The following is a 19,930-nucleotide window of genomic DNA, read 5'->3' on the forward strand; positions in this document are numbered from 1 at the left end:
TTAGGTCTGGCCAGAAAAAGAAAACAACGCCATTATTATATCATATTTTCTGTTGGTGTTCGTTGATGAATCCCCATCGATTTTTTCCTGATAAAAGGACACCCGGTATGTTAGACGCCGGCGTGCCCTTCCCGTTTCACATATAAATTTGTAAAAATGTAAAAGCTCCAGTCTAGTCTTTTTCTTTTTCTTCTAATGAAAGAATGTCCTGTGTTATTCGTTTGGTATGATACCATATCCATTCCAGCACCTGGTCGACTTCTTCAATATCACCAGCCACCTCACCGGCGGAAGCCAGATACTGCTCCCCGTTAATAACAGTCAGATTACCAGTGATTTCCCCTTCTACTTCTACTTTAGCATTGCGTACCATCAGATCCCCTTCCACCGTTTCTCCTTCGGGGATGGTTACTGTTCCGGCCTCTTCATCTATGGTTACTTTCTGGCTGCCCTGGACGGCGATGTCCTCCCCTGCCTGTTCATTCCATACGGAAAAGAGGCTGGACGCCATCAATATAATAAATAACGATGCTGCCACAACGAACGGATGCTGTCTCGACCATTTCTTCCAGGTCACGCGCCTTTTCTGGTCCGGAAGATTCTTCATCACACCCTCCGTAAACCCGGCCGGAGCTTCAATATGGGAGGAACTCTGTACGAGCATGACTGCTTTTTTCAGCTCCCGGCAACGTACAGCACAATGCTCACACGTTTCCAGATGTTCAAACAGCTCCACACGTTCTTCCTTATTTGTTTCACCATCCAAGTATTTATTCAGTAATGTTTCCCAGCGTTTTTCGCAGGCCATCTTCATTCCTCCCTCCTCACGCATTGCCCAGCCTCTTGCGCAAGGCTTCCCGGCCCCTGTGAATATGAGTTTTCACCGTGTTTTCCGGCAGATCCAGGACGTCGCTGATTTCTGTAATGGATAAGTCCTCTATGTAACGCAGTATCACGGCCGCCCTGTACTTCTCCGGAAGGTGGGATATCTCACGCTGCACCCATTCCTGCAGCTCCAGCGTCACTACCTGGTCTTCCGGCAGATGCTCGGATGCTGCCACCTGTGAATACCCGGTCAGACCGTCGGTTCCCTTTATTTCAGCATCCAGGGAATAGTCCGGCTTCTTTTTCCGCAGCCGGTCAATACACAAGTTGGTCGTTATCCGGAACAGCCAGGTCGAGAATTTCCTGTTTTCATCATAGCTTTCGATGTTGGTGTACGCCCGCAGAAAAGCCTCCTGAGCCATATCCTGTGCCTCATATCCATTCCCGGTCATCCGGTAGGCGATTTGATACACTTTATCCTTATATAAGTCTACCAGTTCAGCAAATGCTTCCTGATCTCCTTCTTTTTTTATTTCTTTTATGAGTCGTTTTACTACCGCATCCATGTTCTCGACCTCCACCCATTTACAGGGTACCTCCATTTACGGAGCACAACGTATTTCGTTTCAGTATGCGGATCATGCTTGTTCCTTTCAGCCGGTACAATTATATCACGATTTCGGGAGCAAGGATAAAAAAGGATAAAAAATGACGATATTGTGAAAAGATTTCTTTCCTTGTTTTCAATACAATGGAAATGGGTAATAATATAAAAGATACACTGCGCAAGGGGTGACCATCTTGTCAGAACAACTTCTTCTGCGGGAGATCGAAATAAAGAGAGAAAAGCTGAACAGAGAGGCCTGTACCCAACCGCTGTTTTCAGAGGAAGTCGTCCGCCTCAGCAGGGAACTCGATTACCTGTTAAACATATATGACGGCAGCCGCGGCAGCAGTAAGCCTGTCACTCCCGCCTATTAACATGTATAAATACCCGGTCCGGCTAAGCCGGACTTTTTTTATTAAAAAAGCTCAGCCCGCCGGCTGAACTTTGGCATATTTTATTAAATGGTGGAGCCTAGCGGGATCGAACCGCTGACCTCCTGCGTGCAAAGCAGGCGCTCTCCCGGCTGAGCTAAGGCCCCGGCTATGTAAATGGAGCGGGTGATGGGAATCGAACCCACGACATCAGCTTGGAAGGCTGAGGTTTTACCACTAAACTACACCCGCATCATGGAGCGGAAGACGGGATTCGAACCCGCGACCCTCACCTTGGCAAGGTGGTGTTCTACCACTGAACTACTTCCGCGTTCCTTTGAAAAATGGTGAGCCATGGAGGATTCGAACCTCCGACCCTCTGATTAAAAGTCAGATGCTCTGCCAACTGAGCTAATGGCTCCTTTGGGTTAATACTTCTTTCGTTAACAGGCGCTACTCCAGCGTATGTACAAAGTACTGTTTTCTATTGTACTCCATTATAACCGAAAAAACAACGATGTAAACAAATGGTGGAGGGGGACGGATTCGAACCGCCGAACCCGAAGGAGCGGATTTACAGTCCGCCGCGTTTGGCCAACTTCGCTACCCCTCCCGCTTCCAAAGACACCTTTCTATTTAAACAAAAAAAGTATCTGTTGTCAATATAAAAATGGAAGTGGTGACCCGTACGGGATTCGAACCCGTGTTACCGCCGTGAAAGGGCGGTGTCTTAACCACTTGACCAACGGGCCATACTGCCGGCAGGAAAGTTCCCTCTCCTGCTGACATACGACATTATATCTCAAACGCCGGAAATGGTGCAAGTCCTTTTTTTATATTCATGATGAACGCCCGTTTCCATTTTTTGACCCTTTTCCGCTGCCGGCATTCTGCATGGAGAACAAATTGGAATCGATGGAAAATACGAGCTTCTCCCGTTCCCGTTTGCGTTTCAGAGCAAGTTGAATGAGTTGATCCGTTAATGTCCTGTAATCTTTTCCTGCCGGTTCCCATAGATAGAACGAAAGAGAGCCGGGGATGGTATTGATTTCGTTAACGTAGACGCGGTCCCGAGCCTGGTCAATTAGAAAGTCGATACGGGATACTCCGCTGCAGCCGAGGATCTGGAATGTATCTTTCGCTAATTCCCGGACTTCTCTGGACCTATCCTCTTCAAGTTCCGCCGGGATAATGCGGTCCGTACTTTCCATTCCTTTGGCAGCATCGCCGTCTTTCCCGCTTCCACACTGATATTTATCTTCATAACTCAGAATTTCCTCGGATTTCAGGACTTCTTCTATCTCAGACGCTTCGACTTCTTCATAGTCTCCAAGGACAGAACAATTTACTTCTTTCATGTCTTCGACCATAGTTTCGACGAGCAACTTCGCGGAAAATTCCATAGCCTCTTCCACGGCTTCCTCCAGTTCCTGTTCATTTTCTGCTTTATTGATGCCGACACTGGATCCGAGGTTGGCCGGTTTAACAATGACGGGAAATCCTAACTTTTCACCGATCATCTTTATCATTTCCGCGCTGTCTTCCACCCAGTGGCTGCTGTAAAACCAAACGTAATCCAGTACGGGGAGCCCGGAATCTCTCAGGATCTGCTTCATCACTACTTTATCCATGCCCCCCGCTGACGAGAGGACATCACAGCCGACATACGGAAGGTTCAGCAGTTCAAAATACCCCTGCAGCACCCCGTCCTCTCCAAACGTGCCGTGTATAATCGGAAAAGCTAGGTCTATCTCCGCAGCAATTTTCTTTCCAAAACGAGGGACCGGATCTTTCTGGAGTACGACGCTCCCGTCATCCGACCTCGTCACCATGACTTTCTGCGCCGTCTCAAGAAGATTGTCCAAATCCTTATAGTTCTCTATATCAAGCAGTTCTTCCCCGGTGTAAAAAGAGCGGTCTTTGCTGATATAGACGGGGACCGCTTCATATTTTGAATCATCCATTGCCTGCACGGCCTGCAGGGCGGAAATGACGGACACTTCATGTTCAACCGAGACACCGCCGAAAAACACGCCAACTCTTGTTTTCATGTACAGCTCTCCTTCACCTGATTACTCGTTAAACGTATCCGGCAGATCATTTTCCAGCAGTACCACCGATTTCTGTACGGCTTTCTCATGCATTTTATTCAATGCATCCTGCAGGTTCTCTGCCACGTAGTACTGTTCCTCCGGGTATCCTTTGTCCTGCAGTCCCTGCTGCAGCGGCTCCGTCTGTTTTCTGCCGACCAGTATGACAAAATCGCAGACGTCTGCAGCATATTCTGCAAATGCCTTATTCAGTTCGTATTCTTTTTCTCCAAGTTCAATCATGCCGGGAGTCACAAGCATCTTGTACTCCGGCATCTGCCCCAGCACCTCAAGCGCCATTCTGGAACCTACCGGATTCGAATTAAAACTGTCGTCCACAATCGTAATGTTTCCGGACGGTTTTTTCAGTTCCAGCCGATGTTCCACAGGGGCAACCTGTTTGACAGCCCGCGCGATTTTGTCAAAAGCAATTCCTTTTTCCGATGCCATCGCAATCGCAGCAAGAATGTTGTAGATATTATGACGCCCAAGCAGTTTGGTCTGAATCTTCACCGAAGTCCCGTCGTATTTATAGACCGTAAACTGAGATCCTTTTGAAGAATAGGAAATGTCAGCAGCTCTGTAATGAAGATCGACAGCATCAATGCCGTAATACATCGTCCGGCACTGATTGCGCTGCTGGTACGACATAATATTCTGGTCGTCTTTGTTCAGAAAGGCAGTCCCTTCATGCGGCAGCGTCTCGATTAATTCGAATTTGGTCTTTTTAATATTATCAAGCGTCTTAAACGTTTCCAGGTGCTGCTCTCCGACGGCTGTCAGAATGCCGTACTTCTGATGTACCAGCTCACAGATATCCTGGATGTCATGTTCCTGCTTTGCCCCCATTTCCGCAATAAAGATCTCGTGATAGGGCTTGAGCATCGTCCGGATTGTCTTGGTAACCCCCATTTTCGTGTTGTAGCTTTCGGGGGTCATCAATACATTGAATTCAGAGGACAGGACGGTTTCGAGTATATGTTTCGTACTCGTTTTCCCGTAACTGCCTGTTACTCCGATCACTTCCAGGTTGTTCATCTGCTTAACGATCTTTTCTGCATCGTGGTAATAATACTGGCTGATCTGCTTTTCAATCGGCCAGTTGATGACATTGGCAGCCAGCGTATAGAAATAAGCAAGAATCGACGAAGCCGTCACAAACAGAAGAAACCACCCAATGCTGCTTTCTTCCCCTGTTCCTGTAATAATGCCTGCCAGTGCGGTTAAAGCAAAAAGCACCCCGCTCGTGACCAGAAGACGTTTTACTCTGGCGGTAAACACCAGTTTCTTTTTTTCCTGCTCTTCCGGCATGAAATACGCTGCAAGCGCAAAAATAAGAGTCCCCGCCGTCAAAGCTGCCGTTTCATTTCCGAAAATCAAAGGAAGAAAGGCAAGAACCGGCAGGAAGCTCTGTATCGGAAAGGCTCTGGAAGTGTGAGACATGGTCCAGTTCCAGTACCGTTCCGTCCGGTAGGCATTCAGCTGCAGCATATGTGTGCTTGTGTTTACGATCCGTGCTGTATACCAGCCCCAGGCTGCGAGAAATAATAGAATGAATACGCCTGTCATGAATTCCTCTCCCCCTTGTCTTGTTGAAGGAAAGAATCGATTACCAACAAAAACTGCTGTCGCTTATCAAGATATGAATAATGACCTGCGTTTTCCAAAACTGCCAGACCTGCATCCGGAATCATGCCTTCCATCAGGCGGGCATCTTCCACCGGAGTGGCTTCATCCTTCTCTCCCCATACAAGCAGTGTCGGCGCCTGTATATTGGGAAGATGATGGCGCAGATCTTCATTGACGACTTTGACCATCGTCTGCTGCATCGTTCCGGAAACATTTTTATAGTCTGTGGAACCGAGCTTTCCTTTTACTTTTGTGAGAATATTTTCTTTATACCGGTTGAGAACCGGCAGATCCAGTATTTTTTTGAATGCCTTGTACGTGTAGACTTTAACATAATACTGCCATTTCCTCTTAGGCTTAATACCGGCGCTGTCTACAAGAATAACTTTATGCACCGGGTTGGCGGATGCATACTTGATCGACACCCTTCCGCCGAAGGAATGTCCGATTAAGGTCGGCCGGTCAATATGTGCCTTCTCCAGAAAGGCCCCGAGCATCCTGGTGTAATCGCCGACGTCCCAGGGTTCCGGGGGCTCCTCACTGTCTCCGAACCCTGGAAAATCAAGGGACCACACTCTGAAATGCTTTTCCAGGGATTGATGAACCGGCGCGAAAGCGTTCCTGTCAGCTCCCCAGCCATGCAGAAGAACAACGTCCGCTCCTTCGCCGGAAACGTGGTACCCCACTTTCACTCCCTCTATATCTATGTTCACAGCTATAACGCTCCTATTCTTATGATAACTTCCGTCCGTATTGTATATATAATCAGTTGTTCTACAGTTTATGTTCTTTTCCCATATAACACATAACCACCACTATATCTTATCATATCAAACAGTAAACGAGAATCGTCTCTTTTCTTTGGATTGTCACTTCTTCTATCTTTCTTTCGCATTTCATTTGTGATATATTTCACATAATAAAACAGGTGAACAGCAAAAGGAAATAAAGATTTTAGTGTCCCTTTTTAAAGGGAAGGATATAGACAGGCTTAGAGAGGAGAATGCCTCATGTTTATGGAATATGATGCAGCCACGTTCAGCCGCATGCTGACAGGTCTGACCCTCGGCTTTCATATTATTTTTGCCACGATCGGCGTCGGCGTGCCGTTAATGATAGCTTTCGCCGAATGGATGGGCATACGCAGGAACGATGAACATTACAGACTGCTCGCCAGGCGTTGGGCCCGCGGTTTTGTGGTAACGGTAGCTGTCGGAGTGGTGACCGGTACCGCCATCGGGCTTCAGCTGAATCTGTTGTGGCCGAATTTCATGCAGCTTGCCGGTCAGACGATTTCGCTCCCGCTTTTCATGGAAGTATTTGCTTTTTTCTTTGAAGCCATTTTTCTTGGCATCTACCTGTACACGTGGGATCGGTTCAAAAGCAGGATGCGCCACTTTCTTCTCATGATCCCGGTCGTTCTCGGCGCTTCCTTTTCCGCTTTTTTCATCACGACCGTCAATGCTTTCATGAATGCGCCGCAAGGGTTTGAGCTGGTGGACGGCGTTATTACCGACATCAATCCGATTGCCGCGATGTTTAATCCAGCAACGCCGACCAAGACCGCCCATGTGATCGTCACCTGTTATCTCACATCCGCGTTTGTCCTCGGTATGATCGGCGCGGTGAAAATGCTGAAAGGCGATCATCACGTCTATCATAAAAAAGCGCTCCGCTTAACGATGATGGCAGCCTTCATTTTCTCCATCGGGACCGTCATCATTGGAGATTTGTCCGGCAAATATCTGGCTGAATATCAGCCGGAAAAACTCGCTGCTGCGGAATGGCACTTTGAGACCGAAGAAGAGGCACCGCTTGTTGTGGGCGGTATGCTGAACGAAAACGGAGAGGTGAGCTATGCACTTGAAATTCCATACGCTCTCAGCATTCTGGCACACGGAAATCCGTCGGCAGAAGTAACGGGGCTGGAGGAGTTTCCGGAAGAAGACACCGCTCCGCTTATTGTGCATTACTTTTTTGACAGCATGGTCTTTATCGGTATGTATCTTGCTTTTATTTCGCTTTTATATCTGCTGCTCAGCTGGAAAAAACCGGACTGGATGCATCATAAAGTGGTGTTGTGGGGGATTGCCGCCGGCGGCCCGTTATCGATTCTTGCGATAGAATTCGGCTGGGTGTTTGCTGAAATCGGACGGCAGCCGTGGATTCTGTACGACATTATGCGGACACCGGAAGGGGCCACCACTTCCGAACACGTCGATGCCATGCTCTACCTGTTCATCGGCCTGTATGCGGTACTCGGTACCTCCAGTGCGATCGTCCTCCGCAAAATGTTCAAAAACAATCCGGTCGCTCATGAGCTTGAGCACCGCGGTATTGAAGAACGGGGGGACTCGTCATGACTTATGAAATTCTCGGTATTACCGTGCTCTGGTTTTTCCTTTACGGCTACTTAATCGTAGCCTCGGTTGATTTTGGAGCCGGCTTCTTCCATTTTTACAACAAGGTGTCCCACCAGAACTACCAGGTGAACAAACTGATTCAGCGCTATCTGTCCCCGGTATGGGAAGTGACAAACGTCTTTCTCGTTTTCTTTTTCGTCGGGATTATCGGTTTTTTTCCAGATACGGCGTATTATTACGGCACAGCACTTCTTGTTCCGGGAAGTATCTCGATTATTCTGATCGCCATCCGCGGCTCCTATTATGCCTTTAATACGTACGGGTCCAAAGACAGCCGGGTGTACTCGTTTCTATACGGAATGAGCGGCCTCTTGATTCCCGCTTCGTTTACCATCGTATTGACCATCTCGGAAGGAGGGTATCTCGATGTGTCGGAAGGCAGCGTCACCCTGCTTCTCGGTGAATTATTGACGAGTACGTATTCCTGGAGTGTGGTCGTCCTGGCTGTCGTGAGCGTGCTGTATATTTCGGCGGCGTTTTTGACGTACTACGCCTATAAGGCGGGGGACACAGCATCTTACGGCCTGTTCCGGCGTTACACGCTGTTCTGGTCGGCACCGACGATTCTTGCCAGCCTGCTGATCTTTTTTGCGATCAGCCGCCACAACCCGGAACACTTCAGCAGCATGCTTGATATAAGCTGGATGTTTGTGCTGTCGCTGCTTTTCTTCCTCGGCGCCGTGTTTCTGATTTATCGAAGACAGCGGCTCGGTCTGGCCTTTGTGCTTGTGATGCTCCAGTTTTTCAGTGCGTGGTTCGGCTACGGGGCTTCTCACCTGCCGTACCTGCTGTACCCGCATCTCACGATTTATGGTGGGTTTGTAAATGAGACGATGGCCATTGCCTTGATTCTGGCCTTTATCGCCGGGCTGCTGCTGCTCATTCCATCGCTTGTGCTGTTAATGAGACTGTTTCTGTTTGACGCGGATTATATACGCGGCAATCGCTAGGAAAGGAGCGTTGTATGATGGACGTTTTTGTGATCATGATTGCCCCCCATCTTGTACTCGGAGCCTGTGTGCTGGCTGTTTTTCTATGGGGCGGGCGCCGGAAAGATTATTTTGACTATAAATAAGGGATTCCCTCAGCAGCAGGATGTCGTCTTGAGGACACTACAGTGAAAAAACCACGCCTTAGTGGTTTCCGGCGGATGGCATGAAGCCGCTGACTGCCCGTGACAGAGTCGTAGTGTCCTCAAGAAGTCTCCTTATGGACACTAAACACTCCCCCGTGTACATCCAGAGTCCTCATCCCTGTCATCCTCCAAAAAAAGTTTGTGAACGCAGCGCTTCTCTGCACGCTGCTACAAAACCCGGACGATGGGGTTTTGAAAGCCCATCGTCCGGGTTTTAATATAACTTATATTTTTTTCATTCAGCCGTACCATAGTATTCTTCCAGCGTTTCGTCTTCTTCATGAAGGGTTTCTGCAAGGTCTTCGCCTACGTAGCGCAAATGCCATGGTTCATACTGATAACCGGTAATATCCGTTTTATCTTCCGGATAACGGATGACAAAGCCGTATTCATGCGCGTGTTCTTTCAGCCATGTGCCTTCCGGTGTTTCTCCGAATTCATCCGTCAACGCGAAATCCGCCGATTGGGAGCTGACATCCATAGCCAGGCCGCTTTGGTGCTCACTTTCACCCGCCTGGGCGCTGTACTGGTTGGCCTGTTCCACCCCGTCTTCTTCCGCATTCGCCGCAAAAATGGATTCCTGTCGGTCATAGGAACGGTAGCCCGATACGGCAAACAGATGCAGTCCTTCCTCTTCCGCTCCGGCAAATAGCGATTCCAGTGCTTCGGCTGCCGGTTCGCGCAGCTGTTTTTTCGGCACGTCTTCTTCATATGGGAATCTCACATCCGGAACCGTCAAATCCTCCGGGACGTATTCAGACGGCAGATGATATTCCCGGTTTACCAGGGCATCCAACGCCGCCGGATTCTGCAGTACGCCCTCCTCATTCACCGATGGAGCGGCTGCCGACTGATCCTGTTCTTCATCCGCCGTATCTTTTGTTTCCTCCTGTTCCTCTTCATCCTCAAAAACAGGTTCGGATTCTTCTTCAGGCTGAGGCTCCGTTTCCTGTTCCGTCTGGTCTTCCTGCGGGGATGCATCCCCGCTGCTGTTCTGTTCTTCTCCTTCCGACTGCCCGGAATCCGAACAGCCGCCAAGAGCAAGCAGCACCGCAGCACTGCAGGCGATGATCGTTTTATTCATGATAGATCCTGTCCTTTATCTTGAAATTCTTACTCATCAATCCATGTTTCCGCGATTTTTGAATCATTCCATACGCGACTCCCATCGCGCTGATTCCTCCTGCCAGTTTTCCTGCAAGCAGCGGCACAATCATTCCTTCATCCACTGCAGCAGTGTAACCAAGATGGCCGCCGAGAAGGAACGCACCGCTCACGGCGAAGGCATAATTCATCAATTTTCCGTCATCGTCCTATCCCTGCTGAGCGTAAACATCGGGATAACGTGAGCCAGAGAAGCACACCAGCCCGACCAGGCCGTCGGATTCATGAAAAACCGCTGCCCACTGCCTTTCCCGGAAATCAGCTGCTGAAAAAAATGAACGAGCGGAAAGGCTCCCGCAAGTGTAAACGCGAGCATTCCCACCGTCACCAGGCCTTCCCGGGACGGGGTCATTCCTTCAATAACGGTCCAGCCGGTCAAAGACTCCCATACGACAACGGCTGTAGCCAGGGTCGTTATGATCGTTACGAGCCTGCCGAAAATACGGAAGCCTCTTATCATATATTCCATCTTCCACCATAACCCGAAGAGAATCAGACCGGACACGAGAAAAATCGGCACCAGATTGAAAAACATCATATGTATTGAAAATCCTGCTGCCGCTCCACCCACGAGCATACCAACAGGGATGGTAATAATACCAGCCAGCATTCCCTTGGCAAACAGGGCATGGTCTTCTTTTTTCAGGATACCGAGAGCGATCGGCACAGTAAATGTTAATGCCGGCCCCAGCATACTTCCGAGAAGAATACCGGCGAACCGGGCGGATTCCTGCGTTTCCGCCAGCTCTCCGGCCAGTGCCCATCCTCCCATATCCAGTGCCAGAAGTGTCGTGGCAAACATGGCTGGATCGGCTCCAAGCCATTGGTAGACCGGTGCAATGACGGGACGCAGGATGTCGGCCAGAACAGGGGCCAGCGAAATCATTCCCACGATCACGACAGCAACCGGACCCATGGCGGCAAATCCCCGGTCAAATGCTTCCCCGTAACCAAACCGGCTGCCAAACGCCTTGTCCAGCGCGCCGATGGCCATAAACACCGCCAGGATCCAAATGACAATATCCTGGAGTACTCCCATGACGTAACCTACTCTCTATGAACTGTGTTCTTTTTGTATCTGAGCTTTGTTGTTCTCATGTTCTTCTCCAAGATAACGCGAAAACAGATAACTGTCCACAAAGGCATCCAGCACGTCAAAGTGTTCCTTCTGCCTCACTTCATCCCGCAGCGCCTGAATATACCAGCGCGAATCGCCGACACGGTCCCTCATTTCGGCAGCCTCCGTCGTACTTTTGCCGTGGCCTGGAATGAGCAGCCGGATATCTTTTTCATTCAACACCTGTTCCAGTTTATCAATCGTACGCTCATACGCTTCACTGTTATGATGAATAAAAGGAAACTCGACATCGCTTAAATAATCGCCGGCAATAAGAATGCCCGGTTCATGCACCACCGCAAAAACGCCGTCCGCCTGATGACCCGGCGCCAAGTAAAAGGATACCGTTGTATCCCCGGTTTCAACCGTCTGTTCATCATAATCAATGATAATATCGATACGAGGGTAATCAACGATATAGGGGCGCTCGATATAATAGTGATCGTCAAAGTCTTTGATCTCCTGCAGGATATCTTTTTTTCCGGACTTGGCCGTAAATCCACGGGAAGCGATGGTTACGGCTTCCGGAAACGCATTCCAGCCCAGAATATGGTCAAAATCCGAATGCGTGAAAAGTAGATACTTCCGCTGTCCGGCATCCCGCGCTGCCACATGCTGCCGGATGGCTTCTATTTCGTCAGGCAGCCAGGTCGGGTCAACGATCAATATCATGTCTTTTGTTACAACGACCGTAGACGTCGTCTGGTGCAGTGCACTCTGAAAAACGGTCACCTTGTCGCTTTCATACTGTACCGGCATTGTATCACCCTTTCTCTCTGAACATTTGTCACCGCTCCTGTTTTCCTCTTGTAAACAGGGGTTAACCAGTATATACCCGATTTATCGCAACACCAAAAGTCCTAAAAGGAGCGATCCATATGCGGCACTGTTTATTTTTCATCGTCATTCTGCTCGGGGCATGCGGCAGTACAACATATGAAGAGGGGGAAAAAGTAGATGCCGAAGTCATAGACGTCGTGGACGGAGACACGGTTACCGTTGACATGGAAAAAGGAGGGGAAGAAACGCTCCGGCTGCTTTTAATCGACACGCCGGAGACGGTACATCCTGATGAGCCCGTGCAGCCTTACGGCCCGGAAGCAAGTGAGTATGCCAAAGAACTGCTCCCCGAAGGAAAAGAGGTCACTGTGGAAATAGACACGACCATCCGCGATGATTATGACCGTTTTCTTGCATATCTCTGGGCAGACGGAGAAATGATCAATACATCGATGGTGGAAGAAGGCCTGGCCCGGGTCGCCTACATTATCGAGCCGAATACCCGTTACGTGGAGCGGCTGAAGGAGGCAGAACAAACAGCCCGGAAACAGAACCTGGGAATTTGGAGCGAGGACGGCTACGCTGCCGAGGAGGGATTCCGTCCGGAGGCGGTAGAGAGCGCATCATGTGAAAATCCAGAGGTTAAAGGAAATCATAGTTCAAGTGGAGATTTTATTTATCACACGCCCGACAGTCCACATTATGAACAGACCGAGGCAGAAGAAATGTTCTGCAGCACGGAAGCAGCGGAAGAAGCCGGTTACCGCCCGGTGAAGCAGCAATAAAGGTAATTCTACTGATCGGCAGACGGCGCAGGATCTAAGAAACATCCGGTTCCGCTCGGACATCTGTTCCGTTATTTCTTTGATTGAGAGGCTTTTGAAAGGGGAAGCGGACGTTTGTGCCGTTAAATGTTCCGCCGGACCCTTTTTTGAAGAAGAAATAACAAAATAGCGGAACAGAAGTCCTCCATTCCCTTTAAAACAGGTGATTTGAGCGATATAAAGGACTGTATGTCCGCCGACTTCGATCTGCAGGAAAAAACAAACCGGCTGAACGCACAGTTTCAGCCGGTCCTCCCCCCCTTATTTTAAATCCAGTTCCTGCGGAGGTTCTCCCGATTTATTCATCAATCTCATCCCGTCCGGCTGGATTTCAAGCACCACAAATTCAGGGTCATCGATACCATCAAACCACCGGTCCATACTTTCTTTCCAGACTTTCTCTTTTGTTTGACGGTCCTCCCGGATCACAGCTTTTCCCGATGCCTCTACATAAAGATCGTCCAGGCCTTCTCCTTCATATCCGAGTAAGATATGCACGTAAGGATTTGTTTCAATTTCTTCCGCTTTATGGGTGTCTTTGCTTGTCGGTGTATAGAGCGTCAAGTCGTCATGATAAAATGTCATGTACCTCGAATGCGGCCGGCCCTGTTCCACCGTTGCCAATACTCCTGTCTTGTATTGATCAATAATGTCCTCGATTTTCTTTTTCATTTCACTCTGTTCCATGGAAGAAACTCCTTTCTGGTGTCTACAAAAGATGATTCCCCTGCGCGTTGCTGTATAAACCCTGCCGATTTCTTTCCTGAATAAAATGTTACAGTTTTTTACTTACATTTTATAAAAAGGATGCCGATATTATCATTGGTAGTTCAAAAGAAGGAGGAAATAATATGACTGCACACACCAGGACGGAAACAGACATAAACATTCTGGATGCCTTTGTAAAAGTGGCTCCGTTTTTAAATCAGTTGTCCCAGGACGACGTAACTGTCGGGATATACAATACAGAAGAACTCGTACTGAACATCCCCGGCGAAACGTTCAAACTTCCCGTAAACGTTGGAGATCCTTTACAGGAAGGCGACATCATCTCAAAAGCCATTTTTGAAAACAAAACCCAGAGCATGATTGTCCCAAAAGAAGTATTCGGTGTCCCGGTGGCGGCCAATGCCATTCCACTCCGTGATGAGAACCGAAATGTGATCGGCGGCGTGGGCCTTGGAACAAGCATCGAAAAAAACCAGCTCCTCGCAGATGTCAGCCGCGGCCTGACAGATATGTTTGAAAATATGAGTGCTTCCATTGAAGAGATTACCTCGTCCATAGATGAACTGTCCGGGAATCTGAATCAAACGACAGAAGCCTTTGAAGAAATGGGAAACAGAGTCAGCAAGATTGAATCGTTTTCCGCCGAGGTAACAAGCATCTCAGAAAAAAGTCATATTCTCGGCTTGAATGCTTCCATTGAAGCGGCACGAGCCGGGGAATACGGCAAAGGATTCGCCGTGGTTTCCAAAGAAGTTCAGAACATGGGGAGCCAGACGAAACAGTTTGCTGCCGACATCCAGAGAACAACGAATGAATTAAGTGAAAAAATAGCATCGTTGCAGCACATGGTGAAAAACGTCAATGAACAATCGACGGAGCAGGCCAAAGCCATGGACGATATGTCGGAAACGGTGCAGCACGTGTACCACGAAGCACAGAAATTAAAAGATATGGCATCCAGCCATATTCATGAAGGAAAAGGGGATTAAACGATGTCGTACACATTTAATGACTTACATACCCAGGCATTTGCCGGAGACTGGGGGGATGGAAACGGCAGCCGCAGGTTGGAGAACTACAATCCATACTCCGGTCAGTTGCTTGGAACAGCTGCATCCGCTTCTTCCGATGATCTTCATGCCGCCTATGAAAGCGCCGATCAGATTCAGAAAGAATGGAACGGGTTTAATCCTTACAAACGAAGAGACATGCTGCTGGAACTGGCGGCAGTACTTGAAAAAAGAGAAGAGGAAATCACCGAATTAATCATAGATGAGCTCGGCGGCACCCGGTTAAAAGCCGGATTTGAAATCGGCCTCGTGAAAGATATGATTAAAGAAGCGGCCACCTACCCGCTGCGAATGGATGGGCAGATCCTCCCCTCGCCGGTGGACGGAAAAGAAAACCGGGTATACCGGATGCCTGTAGGAGTGGTCGGGGTGATCAGCCCGTTCAATTTCCCCTTCTATTTATCCATGAAGTCTGTGGTTACGGCTGTCGGGGCAGGAAACGGCGTTGTAATCAAGCCTCATGAAGATACTCCGGTAACCGGAGGGACTATGATTGTCCGCCTGTTTGAAGAAGCCGGATTTCCTAAAGGACTGGTGAATGCCGTTCTGCTCGACATCAGTGAGGTCGGTGACTTATTTGTCTCCCACCCTTTAAATAAAGTGATCTCATTTACGGGGTCAACGGCTGTTGGAAAGAAAATCGGGGAGCTCGCCGGCCGTTATCTAAAAAAAGCCTCCCTTGAATTAGGAGGAAACAGTGCGCTGATTGTCCTCGATGACGCCGATATCGATTATGCCGTCAGTGCCGCTGTGTTCAGCCGCTTCACCCATCAGGGCCAGATCTGCATGTCCGCCAATCGGATTCTCGTTCACGAATCCATCAAGGATACCTTTCTGGCAAAGTACAAAGAAACTGTTGCTTCCCTGAAAGTCGGCGACCCCCGTGAGGAGGACACCATCATCGGACCGCTGATCAATAACAAACAGGCGGAAACCCTGATGAAGATTATTGACGAGGGGATCGAAGAAGGAGCCGTCCCTCTCCTGAAAGGAGAAGCTGATGGTAATCTCGTTACCCCGACTATCCTGACAGACGTGACTCCGGATATGAAGGCGGCCCGCGAAGAATTATTCGGACCGGCTGTCAGTGTGCTTACCTTCCGGACGGATGAAGAAGCGCTCGCTATTGCCAATGCGTCAGACTACGGCCTGAGCGGTGCCATTCATACCGAAGACATTGAACGCGGCGCAGAACTGGCCAAGCGGATGGAAACAGGCATGATTCATATCAATGACGGCACTATTAACGACGAACCGATTGTCGCATTCGGCGGTGAAAAAATGTCCGGTATCGGCCGGTTGAACGGAGACGAAAGCCTGGACGCGTTTACTACGAAAAAATGGATTTCCGTTCAGCATACAAAACGAGCGTTTCCTTACTCTTGACCAATGCAGCTTTTTAAACAAACGTTTGATGAAATATTATCTTAAAATCTCCGTCCCGGTACGGAGATTTTATTTTTTGTATGATATCAAGCGATAACGTCGGATAAATAGAGATAAAACAATTTCTTCAAATATGATAGTTATGGTTCGATTTTCCTGCTGTTTTACTATTGTTAAAAATTTATTTAAAATTTTTATCGTTAAAAATAAATTTAACTCTTAGTTACAGGGGGAGATGAAACATGATACCAAAGTGGGGAAAAACAGCAGCCTGCTTTATGTTCGTATTGTTTATGGCAGCTTGTGGCAATGAAGAAGAAGCCGGTACTCCTGAAAATTCCGGTGGAAATGAATCAGAGACGAGTGGCGAAGGCAGTTCAGAAGACTCCGAAAGCTCTGCTTCCGAGGAAATAAATCCTTCAGACATTCAGGATCAGGAAGTTATGAACATTGCGCACCGTGGAGCAAGCGGCAGTGCGCCGGAAGCAACAACCTTCGCCTTTGATCAGGCAGCTGATGTGGAAAATGCCTGGCTGGAAATGGATGTTCAAAAAACCAAAGACGGTGAACTCGTCGTTATCCATGACAATGATATTAAACGTACAACAAACGGCGAAGGAGAAGTTGGGGAGCATACTCTGGAAGAGCTCCAAAACCTCGATGCCGGATCCTGGTTTAATGAAGAAAATCCAGATAAGGCAGATGATTCTTATGAAAATGCTTCTATCATGACACTCGAAGAGGTATTTGAACGCTATGGCACCGAAGAAAACTATTACATAGAAACCAAATCGCCGGAATTGAACGAAGATATGGAGGAACCGCTGGTTGAGTTAGTCGAAGAATATGATTTGGTTGAAAATAACAGCATTATCATCCAATCTTTTAATCAGGAGAGCCTGAAGACCATTCATGAGTTAAATGAAGATATTCCTTTAATCCAGCTGCTTTGGTGGGAAGTCGATGAAGAAACCGGCGAACGTAAAGAATGGCTTGATGTTACACCTGCGCCCGAAGACATGTCAGCGGAAGACTACGAAGAGATAAGAAGTTATGCTGCAGGCATAGGTCCGCATCTTGCGTATGGAGATACGGAAGTGATTGATAAAGAGTTCGTGCAGAAAACATTGGATCATAATCTATTGTTCCATGTTTATACAATTAATAGGGAAGAGAATATGGAGCGTCTGATAGATTGGGGCGTTACAGGTATGTTTACAAATTATCCCAAACGTCTGCAGCGTGTCATAGAAGAAACAGGAAATAATTCATAACGTCTATTTCATTTGTCTAAAGGGAGACCATCGGCTTTCCGGAGGTCTCCTTTCTCTGTTTACGTATCATCAAGGGAGGCGTTCCAGTGCCTTTCTCATCATGTCCCAGAATTTATCATGATTCAGTTCCCGGCCAACGTGGACATTCGGCGCTTTTCCTGTAGTCTGCAGGGAATCAATTACCGTCATCCCTGTCGTGTAGGTGCCGCTCGTTTCCACCGTTACCGGCTGATATTCTGTTGAAAAAACATCTTTATCAATACAGTAAGCTGCCGCACAGGCGTCATGAATCGGCGCGCCGGAAAAACCGAAAAGGTCCTGATACGTACCGGCGAAATAATCCAGCAGTTCTGCTGTGAGCGTTGCAGCTTTCGTACCGGCAAGGCGTAGAAATTCTTTTTCTTCACTGCCTGCCATCGCCTGATGGGTCAGGTCCAGGCCCGCCATCGTTACAGGGAGTCCGCTTTCGAAAACAATATGAGCAGCTTCGGGATCTGCGTAGATATTAAATTCGGCCGCAGGCGTCCAGTTCCCGTACGAGCCGCCCCCCATGAGTATGATCTCTGCAATGTTTTGTTTTACAGAAGGATACCGTTTGAAGAGCCATGCAATATTCGTGAGAGGTCCCGTCGGAACCAGTGTGACCGGCTCTTCGGCGTTTAACAGCAGATCCGCGGTAAGGTCCACGGCATGCTCCTTTACCGGTGTCTTCATCGGTTCCGGAAGGTCAGGGCCTTCCAGTCCGGTTTCCCCGTGGATATGAGGAGCCGTGGTGGGTGTACGGACCAACGGTTCCCCCGCTCCCTCTGCTACCGGCACATCGTGCAACCCTGCCATCTCAGCGGCAATCAGCGCGTTTCTTGTGGTATGTTCGATCAATGCGTTACCGGACACCGTGGTAATGGCTTTTATCGTCACGGAAGGATGACCGGCTGCAAGAAAAATGGCCATCGCATCATCATGGCCGGGATCGCAGTCCATTATAATCGGTTTGGGCATATGTAGTCTCCTTTTCTTCCAGGTTGTTTCTCATTATACCATGAGAAACAGGGAAGAAGGGCTCCGCATTGGAGCGGCGGGGAGTCCTTTGGCGGCACACCCGCTTGTTGGCTGGTAAATCTGCTGATTTGGCTTGTAAATGGCGGGATTCAGCTGGTAAGCGCGGACGTTTGGCTGGTAAGCCTCCTTGTCCGTTTCCCATCCGCTGCCGTTCCGGACCTCCAGTTAGAAAGAAGGTGGACACTACATCCCGCAGACGTCTCGGATAAACAAAAAAATCCGAAAGACGGAACAAAATGCTTCACAGAGCATTCCATTCCATCATTCGGATTATCGACGGACCTGTACTCTTTAGACCCTGGCCCGCTCAAGCTGCATTATTCATGGGACAGCGCAATTTTGCCGAAGAATTTCTGGCTTTCCAGGTAGTTGTAAGCCTCGGCGGCCTGTTCCATAGGAAACACGCTGTCGATGACTGGTTCCATTTTTTTATCTGCAATCAGCCGGTTCATATCTTCAAAGTCCCGTCGGCTGCCGACACCGATGGTCCGGGTGGAGGCTGTGCCGAACAAGTCGAAATAGTCGATTTTATCGCCGGTCCGGCTGAGCACCCCGATTAATGCCAATTCATCGCCCTGGGCCACGGCTTTCAGGGATTGCTGGATGGTGGCTGGTCCGACAACTTCTACGACGCGGTTCACCCCGGCACCACCGGTCAGCTCCTTGGCCTTTTCTCCCCAGTTCGGTGTTTCGTTGTAGTTGATAACCTCATCAGCACCGAGCTCCTTCAGTTTCTGCGCCTTTTCGTTGCTGGAGGTTGTGGCGATGACGTTGATGCCCAGTTCTTTTGCCAGCTGCAGCGCATACACCGACACGCCTCCGCTTCCAAGTGTCAGGACGGTGTCTCCTGCCTGCAGCGGACTCGGACCGTGCAGGGCATTCCATGCGGTGACGCCGGCACACGGCAGCGTAGCAGCCTGTTCAAAGGTTAAATGATCTGGAACTTCGACGAGAAGTTCAGGATTGATAACCTTATACTCGGTCAGCCAGCCGTCACTATGGGAGCCGTATGGTTCAATGTAGGACGGGCGGCGGCCGCTGAACCACTCTTTCATGAAGTTACCGGCAACCCGGTCGCCGACCTGAAAACGCCGCACCCCTTCACCCACTTCGACAATTTCACCAGCACCGTCGGAAAGCGGGACCAGTTCCGGATGCATCCCGCCCGGGTACTGCGCCTTCAGCATCGCCAGATCCCGGTAATTCAGCGATGATGCTTTTACTCTGACCAGTACTTCCCCGCGCCGGGCTTTTGGAATGTCTTCGGTGACCATGTGAAGATGATCCACGCTTCCCTCTTTCTCCAGCCGGATCGAACGCTTCGTTCCTTCCTGTGCAGTCATGTTCAGCTCCTCCTTTTATTTCCAGTTAAAGTTCCATCTATTATGCTAAACAACACTACACCGGGACGTCTAACTATCTGCTCGGATACTTCTTCTTTCTGTTG

Annotated in this window: 18 protein-coding genes, 6 tRNA genes and 1 pseudogene; 8 read left to right on the top strand and 17 right to left on the bottom strand. The window is 49.0% G+C overall.

The features are described 5' to 3' along the window. Nucleotides 1-172 precede the first annotated feature (172 nt). Both ACW9JV_RS18285 and sigW read right to left on the bottom strand, forming a co-directional pair. Nucleotides 173-814 carry a zf-HC2 domain-containing protein gene (locus tag ACW9JV_RS18285; protein ID WP_457337112.1) on the bottom strand — a complete coding sequence of 214 codons (642 nt, stop codon included), beginning with the start codon at nucleotides 812-814 and terminating at the stop codon, nucleotides 173-175. A gap of 10 nt (nucleotides 815-824) precedes the next feature. After that, nucleotides 825-1,391 carry an RNA polymerase sigma factor SigW gene (gene sigW, locus ACW9JV_RS18290; protein WP_457337114.1) on the bottom strand — a complete coding sequence of 189 codons (567 nt, stop codon included), beginning with the start codon at nucleotides 1,389-1,391 and terminating at the stop codon, nucleotides 825-827. A 235-nt stretch (nucleotides 1,392-1,626) separates the two neighbouring features. On the opposite strand from sigW, the gene ACW9JV_RS18295 reads away from it, so the two are divergent. Then, nucleotides 1,627-1,806, top strand: a complete 180-nt coding sequence (locus tag ACW9JV_RS18295) for a Spo0E family sporulation regulatory protein-aspartic acid phosphatase (protein WP_457337116.1) — start codon at nucleotides 1,627-1,629, stop codon at nucleotides 1,804-1,806. Between the two features lie 88 nt (nucleotides 1,807-1,894). Here the strand turns inward: ACW9JV_RS18295 and ACW9JV_RS18300 are convergent. The 9 genes from ACW9JV_RS18300 to ACW9JV_RS18340 form a co-directional block, all read right to left on the bottom strand. After that, a tRNA-Ala gene (locus tag ACW9JV_RS18300) sits at nucleotides 1,895-1,970 on the bottom strand. Between the two features lie 11 nt (nucleotides 1,971-1,981). Beyond that, nucleotides 1,982-2,055, bottom strand: a tRNA-Gly gene (locus ACW9JV_RS18305). A 4-nt stretch (nucleotides 2,056-2,059) separates the two neighbouring features. Continuing rightward, nucleotides 2,060-2,134 (bottom strand) — tRNA-Gly (locus tag ACW9JV_RS18310). Nucleotides 2,135-2,148: 14 nt separating this feature from the next. Continuing rightward, nucleotides 2,149-2,224, bottom strand: a tRNA-Lys gene (locus tag ACW9JV_RS18315). Nucleotides 2,225-2,331: 107 nt separating this feature from the next. Continuing rightward, nucleotides 2,332-2,416, bottom strand: a tRNA-Tyr gene (locus ACW9JV_RS18320). A gap of 64 nt (nucleotides 2,417-2,480) precedes the next feature. Beyond that, nucleotides 2,481-2,555: transfer RNA gene (locus ACW9JV_RS18325), tRNA-Glu, on the bottom strand. Between the two features lie 87 nt (nucleotides 2,556-2,642). Then, a complete protein-coding gene (locus tag ACW9JV_RS18330) occupies nucleotides 2,643-3,854 on the bottom strand; it encodes a D-alanine--D-alanine ligase family protein (RefSeq protein WP_457337118.1) in 1,212 nt (403 codons plus the stop codon). Nucleotides 3,855-3,875: 21 nt separating this feature from the next. After that, nucleotides 3,876-5,462, bottom strand: coding sequence for a Mur ligase family protein (locus tag ACW9JV_RS18335; RefSeq protein WP_457337120.1), 1,587 nt, complete (start codon nucleotides 5,460-5,462; stop codon nucleotides 3,876-3,878). Continuing rightward, nucleotides 5,459-6,235 (bottom strand): alpha/beta fold hydrolase, encoded by a 777-nt coding sequence (locus ACW9JV_RS18340; protein WP_457337122.1) that lies wholly within the window; start codon nucleotides 6,233-6,235, stop codon nucleotides 5,459-5,461. Before ACW9JV_RS18340 ends, ACW9JV_RS18335 begins: the two co-directional genes overlap by 4 nt. 297 nt (nucleotides 6,236-6,532) lie before the next feature. Between ACW9JV_RS18340 and ACW9JV_RS18345 the strand changes: the two genes are divergently transcribed. From ACW9JV_RS18345 to cydS, 3 genes are read left to right on the top strand one after another with little or no spacing between them, the layout of a single operon-like run. Beyond that, nucleotides 6,533-7,885 (top strand): cytochrome ubiquinol oxidase subunit I, encoded by a 1,353-nt coding sequence (locus tag ACW9JV_RS18345; protein ID WP_457337124.1) that lies wholly within the window; start codon nucleotides 6,533-6,535, stop codon nucleotides 7,883-7,885. Next, a complete protein-coding gene (locus ACW9JV_RS18350; RefSeq protein ID WP_457337126.1) occupies nucleotides 7,882-8,895 on the top strand; it encodes a cytochrome d ubiquinol oxidase subunit II in 1,014 nt (337 codons plus the stop codon). The genes ACW9JV_RS18345 and ACW9JV_RS18350 overlap by 4 nt, the downstream gene beginning before the upstream one ends. 17 nt (nucleotides 8,896-8,912) lie before the next feature. Next, nucleotides 8,913-9,020, top strand: coding sequence for a cytochrome bd oxidase small subunit CydS (gene cydS / locus ACW9JV_RS18355; protein WP_457337261.1), 108 nt, complete (start codon nucleotides 8,913-8,915; stop codon nucleotides 9,018-9,020). Nucleotides 9,021-9,315: 295 nt separating this feature from the next. Here cydS and ACW9JV_RS18360 read toward each other — a convergent pair whose 3' ends face one another. The 3 genes and pseudogenes from ACW9JV_RS18360 to ACW9JV_RS18370 form a co-directional block, all read right to left on the bottom strand. Continuing rightward, entirely contained in the window at nucleotides 9,316-10,164 is an 849-nt protein-coding gene (locus ACW9JV_RS18360; RefSeq protein ID WP_457337128.1) for a M15 family metallopeptidase, read from the bottom strand. Continuing rightward, nucleotides 10,157-11,283, bottom strand: a pseudogene (locus ACW9JV_RS18365) (ethanolamine utilization protein EutH). The gene ACW9JV_RS18360 and the pseudogene ACW9JV_RS18365 overlap by 8 nt, the downstream one beginning before the upstream one ends. Before the next feature lie 15 nt (nucleotides 11,284-11,298). Continuing rightward, nucleotides 11,299-12,120: an MBL fold metallo-hydrolase gene (locus tag ACW9JV_RS18370; RefSeq protein ID WP_457337130.1), complete on the bottom strand. Its 822-nt coding sequence runs from the start codon at nucleotides 12,118-12,120 to the stop codon at nucleotides 11,299-11,301. A gap of 119 nt (nucleotides 12,121-12,239) precedes the next feature. Between ACW9JV_RS18370 and ACW9JV_RS18375 the strand changes: the two genes are divergently transcribed. Then, entirely contained in the window at nucleotides 12,240-12,926 is a 687-nt protein-coding gene (locus tag ACW9JV_RS18375; RefSeq protein ID WP_457337132.1) for a thermonuclease family protein, read from the top strand. Between the two features lie 300 nt (nucleotides 12,927-13,226). Here ACW9JV_RS18375 and ACW9JV_RS18380 read toward each other — a convergent pair whose 3' ends face one another. Then, on the bottom strand, nucleotides 13,227-13,652 hold the full coding sequence (locus ACW9JV_RS18380; RefSeq protein WP_457337134.1) for a pyridoxamine 5'-phosphate oxidase family protein: 426 nt from the start codon (nucleotides 13,650-13,652) through the stop codon (nucleotides 13,227-13,229). Between the two features lie 164 nt (nucleotides 13,653-13,816). On the opposite strand from ACW9JV_RS18380, the gene ACW9JV_RS18385 reads away from it, so the two are divergent. The 3 genes from ACW9JV_RS18385 (at nucleotide 13,817) to ACW9JV_RS18395 (ending at nucleotide 17,424) form a co-directional block, all read left to right on the top strand. Further along, nucleotides 13,817-14,683, top strand: a complete 867-nt coding sequence (locus tag ACW9JV_RS18385) for a methyl-accepting chemotaxis protein (protein WP_457337136.1) — start codon at nucleotides 13,817-13,819, stop codon at nucleotides 14,681-14,683. Nucleotides 14,684-14,686: 3 nt separating this feature from the next. After that, on the top strand, nucleotides 14,687-16,150 hold the full coding sequence (locus ACW9JV_RS18390; RefSeq protein ID WP_457337138.1) for an aldehyde dehydrogenase family protein: 1,464 nt from the start codon (nucleotides 14,687-14,689) through the stop codon (nucleotides 16,148-16,150). 242 nt (nucleotides 16,151-16,392) lie between these two features. After that, the gene (locus tag ACW9JV_RS18395) at nucleotides 16,393-17,424 is read left to right on the top strand and encodes a glycerophosphodiester phosphodiesterase family protein (RefSeq protein ID WP_457337140.1); all 1,032 of its coding nucleotides are present in this window, start codon (nucleotides 16,393-16,395) and stop codon (nucleotides 17,422-17,424) included. Between the two features lie 69 nt (nucleotides 17,425-17,493). Here the strand turns inward: ACW9JV_RS18395 and ACW9JV_RS18400 are convergent, their stop codons facing one another. Next, complete coding sequence (locus tag ACW9JV_RS18400) at nucleotides 17,494-18,423, bottom strand: nucleoside hydrolase (protein WP_457337141.1); 930 nt, start codon at nucleotides 18,421-18,423, stop codon at nucleotides 17,494-17,496. 377 nt (nucleotides 18,424-18,800) lie between these two features. Further along, nucleotides 18,801-19,826: a zinc-dependent alcohol dehydrogenase family protein gene (locus ACW9JV_RS18405; RefSeq protein ID WP_457337143.1), complete on the bottom strand. Its 1,026-nt coding sequence runs from the start codon at nucleotides 19,824-19,826 to the stop codon at nucleotides 18,801-18,803. Nucleotides 19,827-19,930: the final 104 nt, after the last annotated feature.

This window comes from Salibacterium sp. K-3 (genome assembly GCF_054052005.1).

Coding starts and splice junctions, on each gene's coding strand:
- ACW9JV_RS18375 (WP_457337132.1), top strand. CDS start 12,240: ATGCGGCACTGTTTATTTTTCATCGTCATTCTGCTCGGGGCATGCGGC.
- ACW9JV_RS18350 (WP_457337126.1), top strand. CDS start 7,882: ATGACTTATGAAATTCTCGGTATTACCGTGCTCTGGTTTTTCCTTTAC.
- ACW9JV_RS18385 (WP_457337136.1), top strand. CDS start 13,817: ATGACTGCACACACCAGGACGGAAACAGACATAAACATTCTGGATGCC.
- ACW9JV_RS18285 (WP_457337112.1), bottom strand. CDS start 814: ATGAAGATGGCCTGCGAAAAACGCTGGGAAACATTACTGAATAAATAC.
- ACW9JV_RS18395 (WP_457337140.1), top strand. CDS start 16,393: ATGATACCAAAGTGGGGAAAAACAGCAGCCTGCTTTATGTTCGTATTG.
- ACW9JV_RS18360 (WP_457337128.1), bottom strand. CDS start 10,164: ATGAATAAAACGATCATCGCCTGCAGTGCTGCGGTGCTGCTTGCTCTT.
- sigW (WP_457337114.1), bottom strand. CDS start 1,391: ATGGATGCGGTAGTAAAACGACTCATAAAAGAAATAAAAAAAGAAGGA.
- ACW9JV_RS18390 (WP_457337138.1), top strand. CDS start 14,687: ATGTCGTACACATTTAATGACTTACATACCCAGGCATTTGCCGGAGAC.
- ACW9JV_RS18330 (WP_457337118.1), bottom strand. CDS start 3,854: ATGAAAACAAGAGTTGGCGTGTTTTTCGGCGGTGTCTCGGTTGAACAT.
- cydS (WP_457337261.1), top strand. CDS start 8,913: ATGGACGTTTTTGTGATCATGATTGCCCCCCATCTTGTACTCGGAGCC.
- ACW9JV_RS18335 (WP_457337120.1), bottom strand. CDS start 5,462: ATGACAGGCGTATTCATTCTATTATTTCTCGCAGCCTGGGGCTGGTAT.
- ACW9JV_RS18380 (WP_457337134.1), bottom strand. CDS start 13,652: ATGGAACAGAGTGAAATGAAAAAGAAAATCGAGGACATTATTGATCAA.
- ACW9JV_RS18345 (WP_457337124.1), top strand. CDS start 6,533: ATGTTTATGGAATATGATGCAGCCACGTTCAGCCGCATGCTGACAGGT.
- ACW9JV_RS18405 (WP_457337143.1), bottom strand. CDS start 19,826: ATGACTGCACAGGAAGGAACGAAGCGTTCGATCCGGCTGGAGAAAGAG.
- ACW9JV_RS18400 (WP_457337141.1), bottom strand. CDS start 18,423: ATGCCCAAACCGATTATAATGGACTGCGATCCCGGCCATGATGATGCG.
- ACW9JV_RS18370 (WP_457337130.1), bottom strand. CDS start 12,120: ATGCCGGTACAGTATGAAAGCGACAAGGTGACCGTTTTTCAGAGTGCA.